The organism is Sphingorhabdus lacus (genome assembly GCF_009768975.1).
Classification (GTDB): Bacteria; Pseudomonadota; Alphaproteobacteria; order Sphingomonadales; family Sphingomonadaceae; genus Sphingorhabdus_B; species Sphingorhabdus_B lacus.
Genome location: NZ_CP035733.1, coordinates 592,484 through 606,784, shown reverse-complemented (window position 1 = coordinate 606,784; position 14,301 = coordinate 592,484). Strand labels below are relative to the sequence as shown.

At 57.8% G+C, this 14,301-nt stretch carries 13 protein-coding genes and 1 tRNA gene; 3 read left to right on the top strand and 11 right to left on the bottom strand.

Annotated features, from left to right (window positions below):
* Window positions 1-85: 85 nt before the first annotated feature.
* The 10 genes from EUU25_RS02715 to EUU25_RS02670 all read right to left on the bottom strand — a co-directional run bounded on the left by EUU25_RS02715 (window position 86) and on the right by EUU25_RS02670 (window position 9,478).
* Window positions 86-1,414: a phosphotransferase gene (locus EUU25_RS02715; RefSeq protein ID WP_158898063.1), complete on the bottom strand. Its 1,329-nt coding sequence runs from the start codon at window positions 1,412-1,414 to the stop codon at window positions 86-88.
* Window positions 1,411-1,806, bottom strand: a complete 396-nt coding sequence (locus tag EUU25_RS02710; protein ID WP_246162868.1) for a ribose-phosphate pyrophosphokinase — start codon at window positions 1,804-1,806, stop codon at window positions 1,411-1,413. The genes EUU25_RS02715 and EUU25_RS02710 overlap by 4 nt, the downstream gene beginning before the upstream one ends.
* Window positions 1,807-1,814: 8 nt before the next feature.
* Window positions 1,815-2,756, bottom strand: a complete 942-nt coding sequence (locus EUU25_RS02705; RefSeq protein WP_158898061.1) for an NAD(P)H-dependent flavin oxidoreductase — start codon at window positions 2,754-2,756, stop codon at window positions 1,815-1,817.
* Window positions 2,757-2,863: 107 nt separating this feature from the next.
* Window positions 2,864-2,938 (bottom strand) — tRNA-Val (locus EUU25_RS02700).
* A 52-nt stretch (window positions 2,939-2,990) separates the two neighbouring features.
* Complete coding sequence (locus EUU25_RS02695; protein ID WP_158898059.1) at window positions 2,991-3,635, bottom strand: TetR/AcrR family transcriptional regulator; 645 nt, start codon at window positions 3,633-3,635, stop codon at window positions 2,991-2,993.
* Between the two features lie 55 nt (window positions 3,636-3,690).
* Window positions 3,691-4,809 (bottom strand): DNA polymerase IV, encoded by a 1,119-nt coding sequence (dinB, locus tag EUU25_RS02690; RefSeq protein ID WP_222848843.1) that lies wholly within the window; start codon window positions 4,807-4,809, stop codon window positions 3,691-3,693.
* A 401-nt stretch (window positions 4,810-5,210) separates the two neighbouring features.
* The gene (locus EUU25_RS02685; protein ID WP_425505197.1) at window positions 5,211-6,929 is read right to left on the bottom strand and encodes a long-chain-fatty-acid--CoA ligase; all 1,719 of its coding nucleotides are present in this window, start codon (window positions 6,927-6,929) and stop codon (window positions 5,211-5,213) included.
* Window positions 6,901-7,998 carry an MBL fold metallo-hydrolase gene (locus tag EUU25_RS02680; protein WP_158898057.1) on the bottom strand — a complete coding sequence of 366 codons (1,098 nt, stop codon included), beginning with the start codon at window positions 7,996-7,998 and terminating at the stop codon, window positions 6,901-6,903. The genes EUU25_RS02685 and EUU25_RS02680 overlap by 29 nt, the downstream gene beginning before the upstream one ends.
* A 366-nt stretch (window positions 7,999-8,364) precedes the next feature.
* Window positions 8,365-9,066 carry a DUF1013 domain-containing protein gene (locus EUU25_RS02675; protein WP_158898055.1) on the bottom strand — a complete coding sequence of 234 codons (702 nt, stop codon included), beginning with the start codon at window positions 9,064-9,066 and terminating at the stop codon, window positions 8,365-8,367.
* 130 nt (window positions 9,067-9,196) lie between these two features.
* Window positions 9,197-9,478 carry a hypothetical protein gene (locus EUU25_RS02670; protein ID WP_158898053.1) on the bottom strand — a complete coding sequence of 94 codons (282 nt, stop codon included), beginning with the start codon at window positions 9,476-9,478 and terminating at the stop codon, window positions 9,197-9,199.
* Window positions 9,479-9,555: 77 nt separating this feature from the next.
* Here EUU25_RS02670 and EUU25_RS02665 point away from each other — a divergent pair, with 77 nt between their 5' ends.
* The gene (locus tag EUU25_RS02665; protein ID WP_246162867.1) at window positions 9,556-10,515 is read left to right on the top strand and encodes an alpha/beta fold hydrolase; all 960 of its coding nucleotides are present in this window, start codon (window positions 9,556-9,558) and stop codon (window positions 10,513-10,515) included.
* On the opposite strand, the gene EUU25_RS02660 is transcribed toward EUU25_RS02665, so the two are convergent.
* The gene (locus EUU25_RS02660) at window positions 10,512-11,510 is read right to left on the bottom strand and encodes an NAD(P)H-quinone oxidoreductase (protein ID WP_187351289.1); all 999 of its coding nucleotides are present in this window, start codon (window positions 11,508-11,510) and stop codon (window positions 10,512-10,514) included. The genes EUU25_RS02665 and EUU25_RS02660 overlap by 4 nt on opposite strands.
* Window positions 11,511-11,549: 39 nt before the next feature.
* Between EUU25_RS02660 and EUU25_RS02655 the strand changes: the two genes are divergently transcribed.
* Window positions 11,550-11,783, top strand: a complete 234-nt coding sequence (locus EUU25_RS02655) for a DUF1192 domain-containing protein (RefSeq protein WP_425505196.1) — start codon at window positions 11,550-11,552, stop codon at window positions 11,781-11,783.
* A 128-nt stretch (window positions 11,784-11,911) separates the two neighbouring features.
* Window positions 11,912-14,251 (top strand): ATP-dependent Clp protease ATP-binding subunit ClpA, encoded by a 2,340-nt coding sequence (gene clpA / locus EUU25_RS02650; protein ID WP_158898049.1) that lies wholly within the window; start codon window positions 11,912-11,914, stop codon window positions 14,249-14,251.
* The last annotated feature ends 50 nt before the right edge of the window (window positions 14,252-14,301 follow it).

Sequence of the window (14,301 nt, the reverse complement as noted above, 5' to 3'; positions counted from 1 at the left end):
CGGTTCTTGATTTCTTTAGATTTGGTCCGGATTTATTCAACGTTACAAGTCCACACCTGCAATTCAAGCACATTTAATTGCCTGATTAAATCCATTGTTCCATTGCCTTCGCGAGAGCCGAATATTTCGGTTGGTCGACCATTAGTTTGTAGAGTGATTGCTGCTTCAACCGAGCCAGCAAACCCGGCGTAGACAAGGACTTTTGGCCGGTGAGCAACTCATCGGATAGCGATTTATCCTGGATCGCTATGGGCCGTTCGGATTCTCGCCGCAACATGCCCAGTGCATTCAGCGCTACGGACGCCATAAAGCGGTCTCTGCCGTGGGCGTTCGGTTTGACGTCGCTGTCGATCCAGCTTGAGAGCGCCTCGAGCATTTCCGTGGTCGATGGCTCTCCATGACGGTTCGCTTCCGTGAAATTCTCAATGCTAATTCGACTACGCTCTTCAACCGGTGCAAATTTTTCCAACAACATTAAAAGGTCGACTTCGGTTTCTGAAGCACGCCGTCCAATCACGGCCCGCTCGAGTCCCTTGTCCAGGCCCGTGCGCCAAATATCCGCCATTTGCAGGCAGCATATCCCCCACCATAAGGTTGCATATACAAGCCACCAGCGAAAACGATCTGCTTCGACGGCAGTACCGCTTGCGGCCTCATATTCGGCCCAGAATAGTTCAACGGGACCAAGACCGAATGCAGGACGATCAATATTTCCGAAGCGCCAGCTGTTTATACAGCCGAATGCCAAGTCTTGATGCCGATCGCCCACATGCGCGAGTTCCCAATCAAGCACCACCGCCAGACCATCGCGATCGGCCATGATATTGCCCATGCGGAAATCGCCGTGCAGCAACACAGGATCGACCGCAGTTGGACAATGCTCCTCGAGCCAGCGCAATGTGAGTGCCATGACGGGTCGATCCCCACCAAAAGACAAAAAACGCGCTTTTAGCTCGGAAAGCAGGCTTTGCGCGGATGTAACCGGGAGTGCGGGCAATATATCGCGCGGCACATTATGGATAGTTGCGAGTTCCCGGGCGAGATCGGCCAGCAAAGAGGCGGGTGGCGCTGCCAAAATCTTGGACGGATTTACCTCGGCATCAATCCGCCGCATCAGATATCCGGTTCCTAAACCATCAGCAGGGATAATCTCAGCCACTATTTCAGGCGCTTTGACGCCAGATGCAAAGGCCGCCCGGACTACTGCTGCCTCGACATCATGACCATAGGCCCGGCCTGCCATCATTTCCGCGGTCGGGGAGAACCGGAGAACATAGCCCTGCCCTGCATAATCAAAGGACCAGCTTTCCATATTGGCGCCGCCAGACAGCCGCTTTAGTTCCTCAATTGTGCCGTCGCCGCCCAGACCACGTTGCACAAAACCGGATAGGTTCGTCGCGAATTCAGCGGTCATCGCCCAAGCCCCTTCCAATAGGCAAAAACCGCCGCTTGGAGCTTTGCTATATGTGCTTCGGCATCCGGTCCGGTCCATTGCCCCTGATAGTCCGTCCGTCCAGTCCACCACCCCTGTCCGGGTAATCCGTCCCCTTCGCGAACGACGAGCACCGCCAGAGCGGGCGTGCCTTCCTGCGCAGTCAAAGCATCGATGCGATCGAGTGTTTTGCAAACCGCGCGCATCTTGGGTCGTGTAAAACGAAAGCCGAGGTTGAGCAGTAACTCGGAATAACTGATCGCACGACCTTCCCGCGCGCAATTTTCCAAAAGCACCTTGATCCGGGCGACATCGTGCAGTGCCGAAAGATCGGCTGCCGGATCACTAAGAAAGTCTTCAAGGATCGGGTCCAATGTTCTTCCTAGAGATAGGTTTTGGCCATCTGCTCCATGATGGCATGAAAATCCGATATGACTTCGTCGATAATATCTTTGGCGGATTTGACTTCGTCTATGCGTCCAGCAACCTGGCCCGACAGTGCAATGGCGGCCTCCATATCCCCTCCAAAATAGAGATCGAGAACGCCGCGCATTTCGCCCATGATGTTATCGGTCGGCTCGCGATCGAGTTTTGTGGTCCGCTCGGTTTTGAGCGCCCGCAAAGCCGGACCCGGCCCGTGACGGTTCAGAAACAATGTGTCTGTTTCCTTCGCGTTGATGATGGCGTCCTTCCAGTTCTGGTGGACTGGCGATTCCGCTGCGCTGACCATGCGCGTTCCCATTTGCACGCCCTCGGCACCAAGGGCAAAAGCGGCTGCCATTGTACGGCCGCATACCATACCGCCTGCGGCAATGATGGGCACTTCGACTTTGCTGCGGATCAGCGGCAACAGCACCATAAGCGCCACATCTTTGGGATTCTTGAACCCTCCGCCTTCGCCACCTTCCACGACCAACCCGTCAACACCGGCTTCGATCGCCTTCATAGCGCCGGCTAGTGTTGGAACGACATGGAAGACGGTCAAACCAGCTGCCTTTAACGGACCGCAATATTTGTTGGGGTCACCGGCGGAGGTGGTGACAAATTTCACGCCTTGATCGACGACAAAGTCGACTATGCCGGGATCGCGGACAAAGGCTTGGGCAATGTTGACGCCAAATGGTTTGTCGGTGAGTTCGCGCATCTTCACGATTTCGGCCCGCACTTCTTCCAGTTGGCCGGACGATGTTTCGATGATTCCCAAACCACCAGCATTGGAGACTGCCGACGCCAGTTGGGCGCGGGCGATCCATCCCATGGGAGCCTGAATAATCGGATATTCGACGCCCAGTAATTCTGTGATGCGGTTGTTGATCTTGGTCATGCGGCTCTCCTCTTTGAAGAGGCATAAGGCCCGCATTCCGATTGGCAAGCTTGTGTTTAATCAAGCGACTAAATTTATACTTATCGATCTGAAATCGATAGGGAAAATGGTAGGCGATACAAGGTTCGAACTTGTGGCCCCACCCGTGTGAAGGGTGTGCTCTACCACTGAGCTAATCGCCCGTCCGCTAGGACAGGCGGGCGCTTTGCCAGAGCGCGCCGGTGTTGGCAAGGTTCAGGATACGATTTTGATATGCGGCTCTTTTGTTAATTTGGCCGAAGCCTGAGAGCCTAGTCCGTTAAAGATGGCGTCGACGATCAGGGCCAGCTTCTCGACGCGTAACTTGTTGGTACCTATATATATTATGGATTCCGGGTTGGTGTAGCAATGCACCATCTGGTTAATCAGCGAAACTGTCTCGTCAATCGACAGGCCGGTGAAATAGCCCTGCTCCATCGCCTCGGCGACGATCAGCGCGAGATAATGGTCGCCAAGGTCGACATAGCCGCGCACGACTTCGAAATATTGCTGCCCGATTTCGAGATAGCTTTTGAGCAGATCGGGTTCCGCCTCATATTTTTCGACCATCACCACGAAGCGGCGGGCGAAATATTCGTACATTTTCTCGCGCACCGGAAGGTCGGATTCAGTGACCTCCACCATGATGCGGACTTTCTCGTCAAAGAACCGCTCGGCCACCGCCTCCAGCAAGGCCTCTTTGCTGTCGAAGAAGCGGTAGAGGTTGGAGGGCGACATTCCCGCCGCTGCGGCAAGGTCCGACATGGAAATATCGACCGCCCCGCGCTTGCGGATCAGGTCGTCAACGACTTCGAGCAACTCGGCTCTTCCAGCCTCAATATCGGTTTGGGGGCGGGCCATGGGGGGATCCTGTATTATCGATGCATAACAGTTTTGTGATATATGTTGGAAATCTTCAATCTTCAATGGCGTCGAAGGCAAATCGCCCCTGCCCCGGCATATCCTCCCCCGACCCGCTTTCGTCGACAAGGCTGCCCAACGTCAGTCCCAGCAACCTTATCCCCATTTCCGCCGGCAATATCTGGTCCAGCAACGCATGGCCCAATTGCGCAAATTCCGCGCGGTCGGCCAATATGTGCGGCACAGTGCGCGACCGGGTGATCGTGCGGAAATCCGAATAGCGGGCCTTCAACACCAATGTCTTGCCCCTGGCCTGATAGCGCTCGATCCGGTCCCACACGATATCGATAATCTCGTCCAACGCCTCGCGCAGCTCATCCTCGCTGCGCTTGTCGTCAAAATAGGTCAGCTCCCCGCCCAAGGATTTGCGGACGCTGTTGGCGTTGACCGGCCCGTCATCAATCCCCCGCGCCGCCTTGAACAAATAGCTACCCCAGCTGCCAAAATGGTGCGCCAGCCATGCCTCGTCCTTTTGCGCGAGGTCGGCGCCGGTATGCACGCCAAGCTTTGCCATCTTCTCCGCCGTGCGCGGCCCCACGCCATGAAAGCGCCGCACCGGCAGACCGGCCACAAATTCCGCACCCTGCTCAGGTAAAATAACGCACAAGCCATCGGGCTTGTTCTGATCACTCGCGAGCTTAGCGATAAACTTGTTATAACTGACCCCCGCGCTCGCCGTCAGGCCGGTCTCGGCGCGGATGGCAGCACGGATCGCCTTGGCAATCTTGACGGCCGAGCCAATACCCTGCTTGTCGTTGGTTACATCCAGATAGGCTTCGTCGAGCGACAGCGGCTGGATAAGGTCGGTGTGCCGTGCAAAAATGTCCCGGATTTGCCGCGATACCGTGCGATAGGCTTCAAAGCGCGGCTTTACAAAAATCAGGTCGGGACATTGCCGCTGCGCCGTAACCGAGGGCATGGCCGAACGCACACCAAAGGCCCGCGCCTCATAACTCGCCGCCGCCACAACGCCCCGTTTGGACGATCCGCCCACTGCAACGGGTTTGCCGCGCAATTCCGGATTGTCCCGCTGCTCCACGCTCGCGAAAAAGGCATCCATGTCGACATGGATGATCTTGCGGACAGGTTGCGGGGCGTCGGGGTTGGACACCAGCGTGGATTATGGGGAAGTTTTGGGGATTGCTATGGAAAATCGTCTGCGGGATTTTTGGCCGAAGATATTTAGCTAGAAGGAAGAAGGGGTAGAAGGAAGAAGGCGTTGGTTTTGGCATTCGCGGATGCGTATGAATTATAGCGATTTATTCGCCAATGCGTCGTTATCCTGCTTACCAACACCGTCACCCTGAACTTGTTTCAGGGTCTTATTACTTCGACGTTGAAACTAAGACCCTGTAACAAGTTCAGGGTGAAGGGGTAGGATAGTTCAGGGTGACGGGGTTAGGATGGCTCAGGGTAACAAATTAGGAGAGGTAAGGCCGCAAATATAGAGCGGAGCCGAATGCACAACCCAACGCCTTCTTCCTTCTACCTCTTCTTCCTTCTAGCGAAAAAAACCTAACACCCAATCTCCGCCCGCAAAGCCTTCCGGTCCAGTTTCCCAATCATCGTCTTGGGCAAAGCCTCCCGAACCACAACGGCCTGCACCCGCTCATGCTTGCCCAATTGCGGGTTCAGCCATGCCATCAGCGCCGCGCCATCTTCCGTGGCACCGTCTTGCAACGTCACGAAGGCGCGCGGCATTTCGCCGTGATAGGCGTCAGGCACGCCGATCACGAGCGCCTCTTTCACCGCCGGATGCTTGTAGAGCACATCTTCGACCTGGCTGGGGAAAACCTTGAACCCGCCGACAGCGATCATGTCTTTCAGGCGGTCGACAATATGGATGAAGCCATCTTCGTCGATTGTCGCCACATCGCCGGTACGCAGATATTTGCCGACGAACACTTCGGCATCGGCATCGGGCCGTTTCCAATAGCCACACATAACCTGTGGCCCTGCAAAGACCAACTCGCCCGGTTCGCCTTCGGGGGCGGGCTTGGTGGGGTCTTCCTTGTCGAGCAATTTGACATCGGTCCCGGGAATAGGCTGTCCGATGCTGCCAAGCTTATTTAGCCCCTCATAGGGGTTACAGGAGACCACGCCGGAGCTTTCGGTCAGGCCATAGCCTTCGATTACGACGGCACCGCTGCGCTCTTCAAAGCGGGCCTTCAACTCGGCGGCCAAAGGTGCGCCGCCGGAAATGCAGGCGCGAAGGCTGGTGAAGTTGGTTTTTGCTATATCGGGGCAGTCAAGCAACGCCTGATACATGGTCGGCACACCGGGCAGCGATGTCACATGAGTCCGGTTCACAGCCGCCAGCGCCGCTTTCGCTTCGAAGCGCGGTAACATGACGATTTCGCCGCCATTGAAAATGGTCCGGTTCAAAACCGTCGCGTTCGCAAAGACATGGAAGAAGGGCAGTACGCCCAAAATCCGGTCTTCTGCAGGATTGTCGGGTTGGTTGATCCGGCTGTGCGGGTCCAGCATGTTGATCTGCCGCGCATTGGCGGTGATATTCTGGTGGCTCAACATCGCGCCTTTGGGCACGCCTGTGGTGCCGCCCGTATATTGCAACTGGGCAATGTCCTTTTCAGGATCGCAGGGCTGAACCGCATAATCCCCGCCATTTGCGGTCAGATCCGCATAGGATGTGATGCGATCGTCGGCCGGGATAGCCGCGATATCCTTCCGCTTGAACAGGCGATAAGCCCAGCTTTTGGCGCGCGGCAGGGCTTCGGCCACACTGCCCACGACCAGTTCCTTCAGGCTCGACTTGTCGAGCACCTTGATGGCGGTCGGCAAAAGCGCCGCAGCCGACACGGTAAACAGGATCGAGGTCCCGCTATCGGCCACCTGATGCGCGAGTTCATCCACCGAATAGAGCGGAGAAAAATTGACCACCGTCGCCCCGGCAGCAAGCGCGCCATAATATGCAGCAATATAATGGGGCACATTAGGCAGGAACAGGCCGATATGATCGCCCTTTCCTATCCCCTTGTCCTGCAGGCCTTTGGCCACGCGCCGGACGCTTTCGGCCATTTCGGCATAGCTATATTTGCGGCCCATAAAGTCCGCCAAGGCAGCCTTGCCCATCCGTTCCGCGGATTGGAAAAACATATCGTGCATGGCCAGCGGTGCAAAATGCTGGTCCCATTTGGTCGGGTGGAGATAGTGGCTTTGCCAGTTGCGCGTCGTCATGTCGTTCTTATGCCGCGTGATACCAGCCAACGCCATCGCGGATTTCGCATTTGATGCGTCCCGTGAGGTGCAGATGCCGCAGATGCGCCTGTGCCTCACCGGTCGCGAGGCCATAAACGCTGTCGTCTATTTCGCGATCAAAGAGCAAGTCAAATGTGTCGACCGCGCGCATCTCTGTATCCCGCAAGGCGACTTCCAGTTTTTCCAGCCGTTCGTGATGGCCGGACGCCAGCTTGTCGAGGCGGACATGGACGCCTGTGAACGGCTCGCCATGCGCGGGGAGCACGAGCATGTCGGCAGGCAGGGCCGCGCGGAATTTGGCGATGGAGTCGAGCCACTCACCCAAGGGGTCAGCCTCCGGCTCGCTGTCCATGACGGAGACGTTGGAGGTGATCCGCGGCAAGATCTGGTCGCCGGCGATGATCATTCCATTGTGGAAATCGACGAGGCTCGCATGCTCAGGGGTATGCCCGCCACCTGTCATAACGGTCCAGTCGCGTTGCCCAATGCGGACGACCTGTCCATCATCCAGCCGCACATGCCCGGTTGGCAGGCGCGATACGGCACGGGCAAAGCTGCCCCAACCGCCCTTGCGCATCTGCTCGATCCGTTCCTCGTCATAGCCGGCAAAGCGGCGTCTGTTGAGGACTTCTTCGGGCGGGTGATCGAGCTGCTCATTTGTCAGCATCCGGACCATCAGCCATTCCGTCCGGTTCATCCAGATCGGCACCTTGAACTTGTTGGCCAGCCATCCGGCGCAGCCTGCATGATCGGGATGGAAATGCGTCACAAAAATCCGCGTCATCTGCCGGTCGGACAGCACGCCCGCAAACATCGCCTTCCAATGCTCAATTGTCCCCGGCATGAACAGTCCGGTATCGGCGATCGCATAACCGTCTCCGTCGTCGAGTATCCATAAATTGATATGCGCCAGATTTCCCGGCACCGGCATCCGCGTCCAACCCAGATCAGGCGCCAGTGGATAAATCTCTCCATATTGCGGGGCATGGTCGCCCAAGGGATAGGTCAATCCCTTGAGTTCCTTCGCTTCAAAGCCATGATCGGCCAGGGAAGCGTCATAAGCGGGGGGTGTTTTGGGTGCCATTGCATAGCCGTGCCTTAATCGCGCGGTTAAGGCAATGCTGACGTTAGGAAAGGTGGTAGGGCCTAAGAGAAATGCGCCGCTATCAAGCATGCGTCACCCTGAACTTGTTTCAGGGTCTTAGTTTTCAACGTCAAGGGAATACGGCCCTGAAACAAGTTCAGGGTGACGGGTATGGGAGTCCGAACGCCCCCTCTCCCGTTGGGAGAGGATACGGAGCCTTGGCCGACAGGCCTAGGCGTTGTTCGTGAGGGGCGCGACGGTGAAGGGGTATGCGTCGGGTGTTGGGGACAGTCCCTTCAGGGACAGTCCCCGTAGATGCATCGTTGTCGCCCGAACCTTGAGGGCCGGACGGAGGAAGGAGAGAGCTTACTCGCCCGTTTTCTTGAACAGCGTATCCGCCGTCAGTTCCGGCTTCACAGCCGACTCTTCTTCACCGTTCAGCGCGGCTTCTGCCTTGCGGGCGGCCTCGGTGCGTTCGGCGCGGAGTTCTTCGATCAGGGCTTCGCGGTCGGTGCCAAGACGCGCGTCGTCGGCGGCGCTGTTGTCGATGCCGGCCTTCTTCGCCGCGCGGTTGACGATGGCGTCGAGTTCGCGCTGCGACGTCAAGCCAAGCGTGACCGGATCCTTCGGCTGGATTTCAGCGATGTTCCAGTGGCTACGCTCACGAATGGCGGTAATCGTGTTGCGGGTGGTCCCGATCAGCTTGCAGATCGCGCCGTCCGAAATTTCCGGATGGTTACGTAAGAGCCAGGCGATGCCATCGGGCTTGTCCTGACGCTTCGACACCGGGGTGTAGCGCGGGCCCTTTGTGCGGCGGACCTGCTCGGGGCCCTTGCTCATCTTCAGGACATAATCTTCGTCGGCCTGACCTTTTTCGATCTCGTCCATCGACAATTCGCCGGCGTGAACAGGATCGCGTCCGGTATATTTCGAACCGGTCATATCGTCGGCCATCGCCTGCACTTCGAGGATGTGAATTCCGCAGAACTCGGCAATCTGCGAGAAGCTCAGGCCGGTGTTGTCAACAAGCCATGCGGCTGTTGCATGCGGCATCAAAGGGGTGGCCATCTACTCTACTCCAATAATAAGGGCCGCCCCTTACCGGAGCGGCCTGAATTTGCTGGAGGGCGGTTTAGGCCAAATTGATCGCGGCGTCTAGTCGCTGTTTTGCGGCTTTTTGGCACAATTTTGTCCGTGCTTAGCGTTGAACCGGAAAGACACGCAGCCGGGGCTTGCCGACGTCCAGGCCCGATTGTCCCGTCACCGAATAGGCGATCGACATATCCGTACAGGGATTATCCTTCGGCCATTTGCACCGTCGGGCGCTCAGTTTATCGCCTTCGCCACCGCTCCATTCCTGGTCTTTGGTGGCGGCACCGTTGAATATTTCCACCATATCTTCCCACCGCTGCGCACCGCGTCCCTTGCGCACTTCGACATGGCTGTTGTCTTCGGAAATTCTCAGCAAAGGATAACTCATCGTAGGGCTCCTTACAGCATAGCTTGCTTTACGCCTTTCTTTGCAGCATTTCAACGCCACTAGGGGAGAGAGATGTAATGAAGAAATTCCTGAAATGGCTGGCTGCTTTGGTCCTGGTCGCGGTCGCGGCGCTTTTTATCTGGGGCTATGCGCCGGACACCGATGGCGCGGCGATGAAGGCCAAATATGGCAATGCCGCGTCGCGCTATGTCGAGCTTGAGCCGGGCCTGACGGTCCATTACCGCGATCAGGGCAAGCGCGACGGGCGTGTTGTGATGCTGATCCATGGATCGAACGCCTCGCTGCACACATGGGAGCCTTGGGTGGCAGCGCTGGGCAAGGATTACCGCATCGTCTCGCTCGACCTGCCTGGCCATGGCCTAACCGGCAGTCATCGGGGCGGGGTGTATGATTATCCGGTGTTTGTCGATGTCGTCGACAAGCTGATGACGCGGCTGGATATTCCCAAAGCCGTGATTGGCGGCAATTCGATGGGCGGCGGAACGGCGTGGATGTTCGCCCTCGCCCATCCGGCCAAGACCGAAGCTGTTTTACTGGTCGATGCGGCGGGTGCACCGCAATGGCAGGCGCGCAAGATACCCATCGGCTTCCGTCTGGCGCGGATGCCGGTGGTCAAGGAACTGACCCGCTTCATCGCCCCGCGCAGCATGTTTGAATCGAGCATCAAAACTTCGATGAGTGTGCAATCCAAAATCGACGACGCGCTGGTCGACCGCTATTGGGAACTCAACCGCTATCCCGGCAATCGCGAGGCGACGATGAAGCGTTTCTCCCTGCCGCATAACAACAGGCAGGCGAGCAAGGAGACACTTGCGGCGATTAAGGTGCCGACGTTGATCCTATGGGGCGAAGAGGACAATCTGATCCCGGTCAAATCGGCGAACTGGTTTGCCGAAGCCATTCCAGGGTCGAACTTGATCATCTACCCTGCGGTCGGGCATATTCCGATGGAAGAAATTCCGGAAAAGAGCGCGGCGGACGTCAAGCTGTGGCTGGACGCGCTGCCGACGCCTTAGACCTCGAGTATAATTTTGCCGACATGGTCGCCCGATTCCATATAGGCATGGGCGGCCGCGGCTTCCCGGAGCGGGAAGATACGGTTCATTTCGGGGCGGAGCGCGCCGTCGGTGACCATGGGCCAGACCGACTGATAGATTTCCAGCGCCAACAGGGCCTTGAACGCGGCAGTACGCGGGCGCAGTGTGGAGCCGGTCAGCGTCAGGCGGCGCATCATGACCTGCGCCATGTTGATTTCCGCGACCATGCCGCCTTGCACCGCGATGGTGACATGGCGTCCATCTTCGCGCAGGCATTGCAAATTCCGGGGGACGTAGCTGCCCGCGACCATGTCGAGCACGATATGCACCCCGGCACCGCCGGTGATCGCCTTCACTGCCTCGACAAAGTCCGTGCTGTTGTAATTGATCGCATGGTCGGCGCCGAGGGCTTTGGCGGCGTCGCATTTGGCGTCCGAGCCGCAGGTAACGATAACCTCCAGCCCGTATAGCTTGCCCAGCTTGATCGCCATGGTGCCGATGCCGCTAGTCCCGCCATGGACAAGGATCGTCTCCCCGTCGCAGGCATAGCCGCGCTCGAACACATTGTGCCAGACAGTGAACAACGTCTCTGGCAAAGCCGCGGCTTCTGCCATGCCGAGCGATGCGGCTACGGGCAGGCACTGGTCGAGGCGGGCAATGCAATATTCGGCATAGCCTCCGCCAGAGACCAGCGCGCAATAGCGGCCGCCCATCTCGCCGTCATCGACGTCCGGGCCGGTCGCAACAACGGTTCCCGAAACCTCCAGCCCCGGCAGATCGCTCGCGCCCGGTGGTGGCGGATAAAGGCCCTTGCGCTGGACGACATCGGGGCGGTTGACCCCTGCATAAGCGACCTTCAGCAACACTTCGCCGGGTCCGGGAACCGGCACGGGACGGTCGCAGGGCTTCAACACTTCGGGACCGCCCGGCGTGGAAATTTCGATCGCGGTCATATTATGTGGCAAATCTGCCATGTCAGTCCCCATTTCCGCCCCTGTTCCGGCGGGAACTTATTGACAGCAACCGCGGTCCAGTCAACACTGGTCACCATGGAAAGCGACGAGAATTTACCGCTGCGCCGTGACGACCCGCTGGCCCTGTTGGTCAGGCAGGACCTCGATCCCCTGTCGGTCGACGAACTGGAAGCGCGGATTGCCGCCCTAAAGGCCGAGATTACAAGGTGCGAAGGCAAAATCGCCTTCGCCACCCGCCACCGCAGCGCCGCCGACGCGTTATTTAAAAAGTGAAAAACCATGGCGCGGCATGAATTTTTCACCCTTTTGCCGTTAACTTCAGAAATGCAGTTGAAAGCGCAAAAGACGAAACCGATATAGAGTGAACTGACCCCAGCGACCCCAGTTTAAGGAACAACACCATGCCATCATTTGCGGAATCGCTGGAAGCAACGCTCCACAACGCGCTCAAGCATGCAGGCGACCGCGCCCATGAATATGCGACTCTGGAGCATCTTCTGCTCGCGCTGATCGACGATGCCGATGCCGCCAAGGTGATGCAGGCCTGCGGTGTAGATCTCGGTGAATTGTCCGACGTCGTCATCACCTATCTCGACAGCGAGCTCGAGAGCCTGCGCGTCGAAGGCAAGGTTGACCCCTCCCCCACCAGCGGTTTCCAGCGGGTGGTGCAACGGGCAATTTTGCACGTCCAAAGCTCCGGCAAGGATGTCGTCACCGGCGCAAATGTGCTCGTGGCACTCTTTTCCGAACGGGAAAGCTACGCCGTCTACTTCCTGCAACAGCAGGATATGAGCCGCCTCGACGCGGTATCCTATATCAGCCACGGCATTGGCAAGGACGGCAAGCTGGCTGAACCTCGCCAGGTGCAAGGCAGCGAACAAAAGGGTGAAGAACCAGAGGAAAGCAAGACCAAGAAGGACAAGAAAGAAGGCGCGCTTGACCAGTTCACCGTCAATCTGAACGAAAAGGCAAAGCAGGGCCGCATCGATCCGTTGATCGGGCGCACGGCCGAGGTCGACCGCACGGTGCAGATCCTGTGCCGCCGGTCGAAGAACAACCCGCTTTATGTGGGCGAGCCCGGCGTCGGCAAAACTGCCATTGCCGAAGGACTTGCGCGGCGCATCGTCGAAAAGCAGGTTCCCGAAGTACTGTTGCCCGCCGTCATCTACTCGCTCGACATGGGCGCCTTGCTTGCAGGCACGCGCTATCGCGGTGACTTTGAAGAACGGTTGAAGGCCGTGGTATCGGAGCTTGAAAAGCTGCCTGACGCGATCCTGTTCATTGATGAAATCCACACCGTCATCGGCGCTGGCGCAACCAGCGGCGGCGCAATGGATGCGTCGAACCTACTGAAACCGGCTTTGTCGGGCGGCACCATCCGCTGCATCGGGTCGACGACCTACAAGGAATTCCGCAACCATTTCGAAAAAGACCGCGCCCTGCTGCGCCGGTTCCAGAAGATCGACGTCAACGAACCCACAATCGACGACACGATCAAGATCCTGGCCGGTCTGCGCAGTGCCTTTGAAGACCATCACAAGGTCAAATATACGCCCGACGCGCTGAAGGCCGCTGTGGAACTTTCCGCGCGCTATATCAACGACCGCAAATTGCCGGACAAGGCCATCGACGTCATCGACGAAGTCGGCGCGATGCAGATGCTCGTTGCGCCGTCCAAGCGCCGCAAGCTGATCACCGCACGCGAGATTGAGGCCGTTATTGCCACAATCGCGCGCATCCCGCCGAAAAATGTGTCGACCGACGACAAGACCGCTTTGGGCACGCTCGAAGCCGATCTGAAGCGTGTGGTCTTCGGGCAGGACAAGGCCATCGAAGTGCTCGCCAGCGCGATCAAATTGTCGCGTGCCGGTTTGCGTGACGGCGACAAGCCCATCGGCAACTATCTGTTCTCCGGCCCCACGGGCGTTGGTAAGACCGAAGTTGCGCGCCAGTTGGCAACGATCATGGGCATCCCGCTCAAGCGTTTTGACATGAGCGAATATATGGAACGCCATTCGGTCTCGCGCCTCATCGGTGCACCTCCGGGCTATGTCGGTTTTGACCAGGGCGGTCTGCTGACCGATGCGGTCGACCAGAACCCGCATTGCGTGCTGTTGCTCGATGAAATTGAAAAGGCCCATCCGGACCTGTTCAACATTCTGCTGCAGGTCATGGATAATGGCCGCCTGACCGATCATCATGGCAAGACGGTCGATTTCCGCAATGTCATCCTGATCATGACGACCAATGCCGGCGCCAGCGACATGGCGAAGGAAGGCATCGGCTTCGGCAATAATATCAGCAAGGAAGATGCAGGCGACGAAGCCGTGAAGAAGCTGTTCGCCCCTGAATTCCGCAACCGTCTCGATGCGCAGGTGCCCTTTGGCTATCTGCCGACCGAGGTTGTGGCACGCGTGGTCGACAAGTTCATTCTGCAACTCGAACTGCAACTGGCCGACCAGAATGTCCATATCAAGCTCGACGACGAGGCGCGTGCCTGGTTGACCGAGCGCGGGTATGACAAGCTCTATGGCGCACGCCCGATGGGCCGCCTGATCCAGGAAAAGATCAAGCAACCGCTGGCCGAAGAATTGCTGTTCGGAAAGCTGGTGCATGGTGGCGAAGTCGCAGTGCACATGAAAGACGGCGCCCCCGCCTTCGAAATAACCCCCGCCCCGCCCAAGGCCGCCAAGCCCAAGGCACCCAAAAAGGCGACGGGTAAAGCCAGCAAGGCGAAGTGATTGATGACGGGGAATTGTCCTGTGAAGGGCAGTTCCCCGGTTCGCTATGC

Coding starts and splice junctions, on each gene's coding strand:
- EUU25_RS02715 (WP_158898063.1), bottom strand. CDS start 1,414: ATGACCGCTGAATTCGCGACGAACCTATCCGGTTTTGTGCAACGTGGT.
- EUU25_RS02705 (WP_158898061.1), bottom strand. CDS start 2,756: ATGACCAAGATCAACAACCGCATCACAGAATTACTGGGCGTCGAATAT.
- EUU25_RS02695 (WP_158898059.1), bottom strand. CDS start 3,635: ATGGCCCGCCCCCAAACCGATATTGAGGCTGGAAGAGCCGAGTTGCTC.
- EUU25_RS02685 (WP_425505197.1), bottom strand. CDS start 6,929: ATGGCGTTGGCTGGTATCACGCGGCATAAGAACGACATGACGACGCGC.
- EUU25_RS02680 (WP_158898057.1), bottom strand. CDS start 7,998: ATGGCACCCAAAACACCCCCCGCTTATGACGCTTCCCTGGCCGATCAT.
- EUU25_RS02675 (WP_158898055.1), bottom strand. CDS start 9,066: ATGGCCACCCCTTTGATGCCGCATGCAACAGCCGCATGGCTTGTTGAC.
- EUU25_RS02670 (WP_158898053.1), bottom strand. CDS start 9,478: ATGAGTTATCCTTTGCTGAGAATTTCCGAAGACAACAGCCATGTCGAA.
- EUU25_RS02665 (WP_246162867.1), top strand. CDS start 9,556: ATGAAGAAATTCCTGAAATGGCTGGCTGCTTTGGTCCTGGTCGCGGTC.
- EUU25_RS02660 (WP_187351289.1), bottom strand. CDS start 11,510: ATGGCAGATTTGCCACATAATATGACCGCGATCGAAATTTCCACGCCG.
- clpA (WP_158898049.1), top strand. CDS start 11,912: ATGCCATCATTTGCGGAATCGCTGGAAGCAACGCTCCACAACGCGCTC.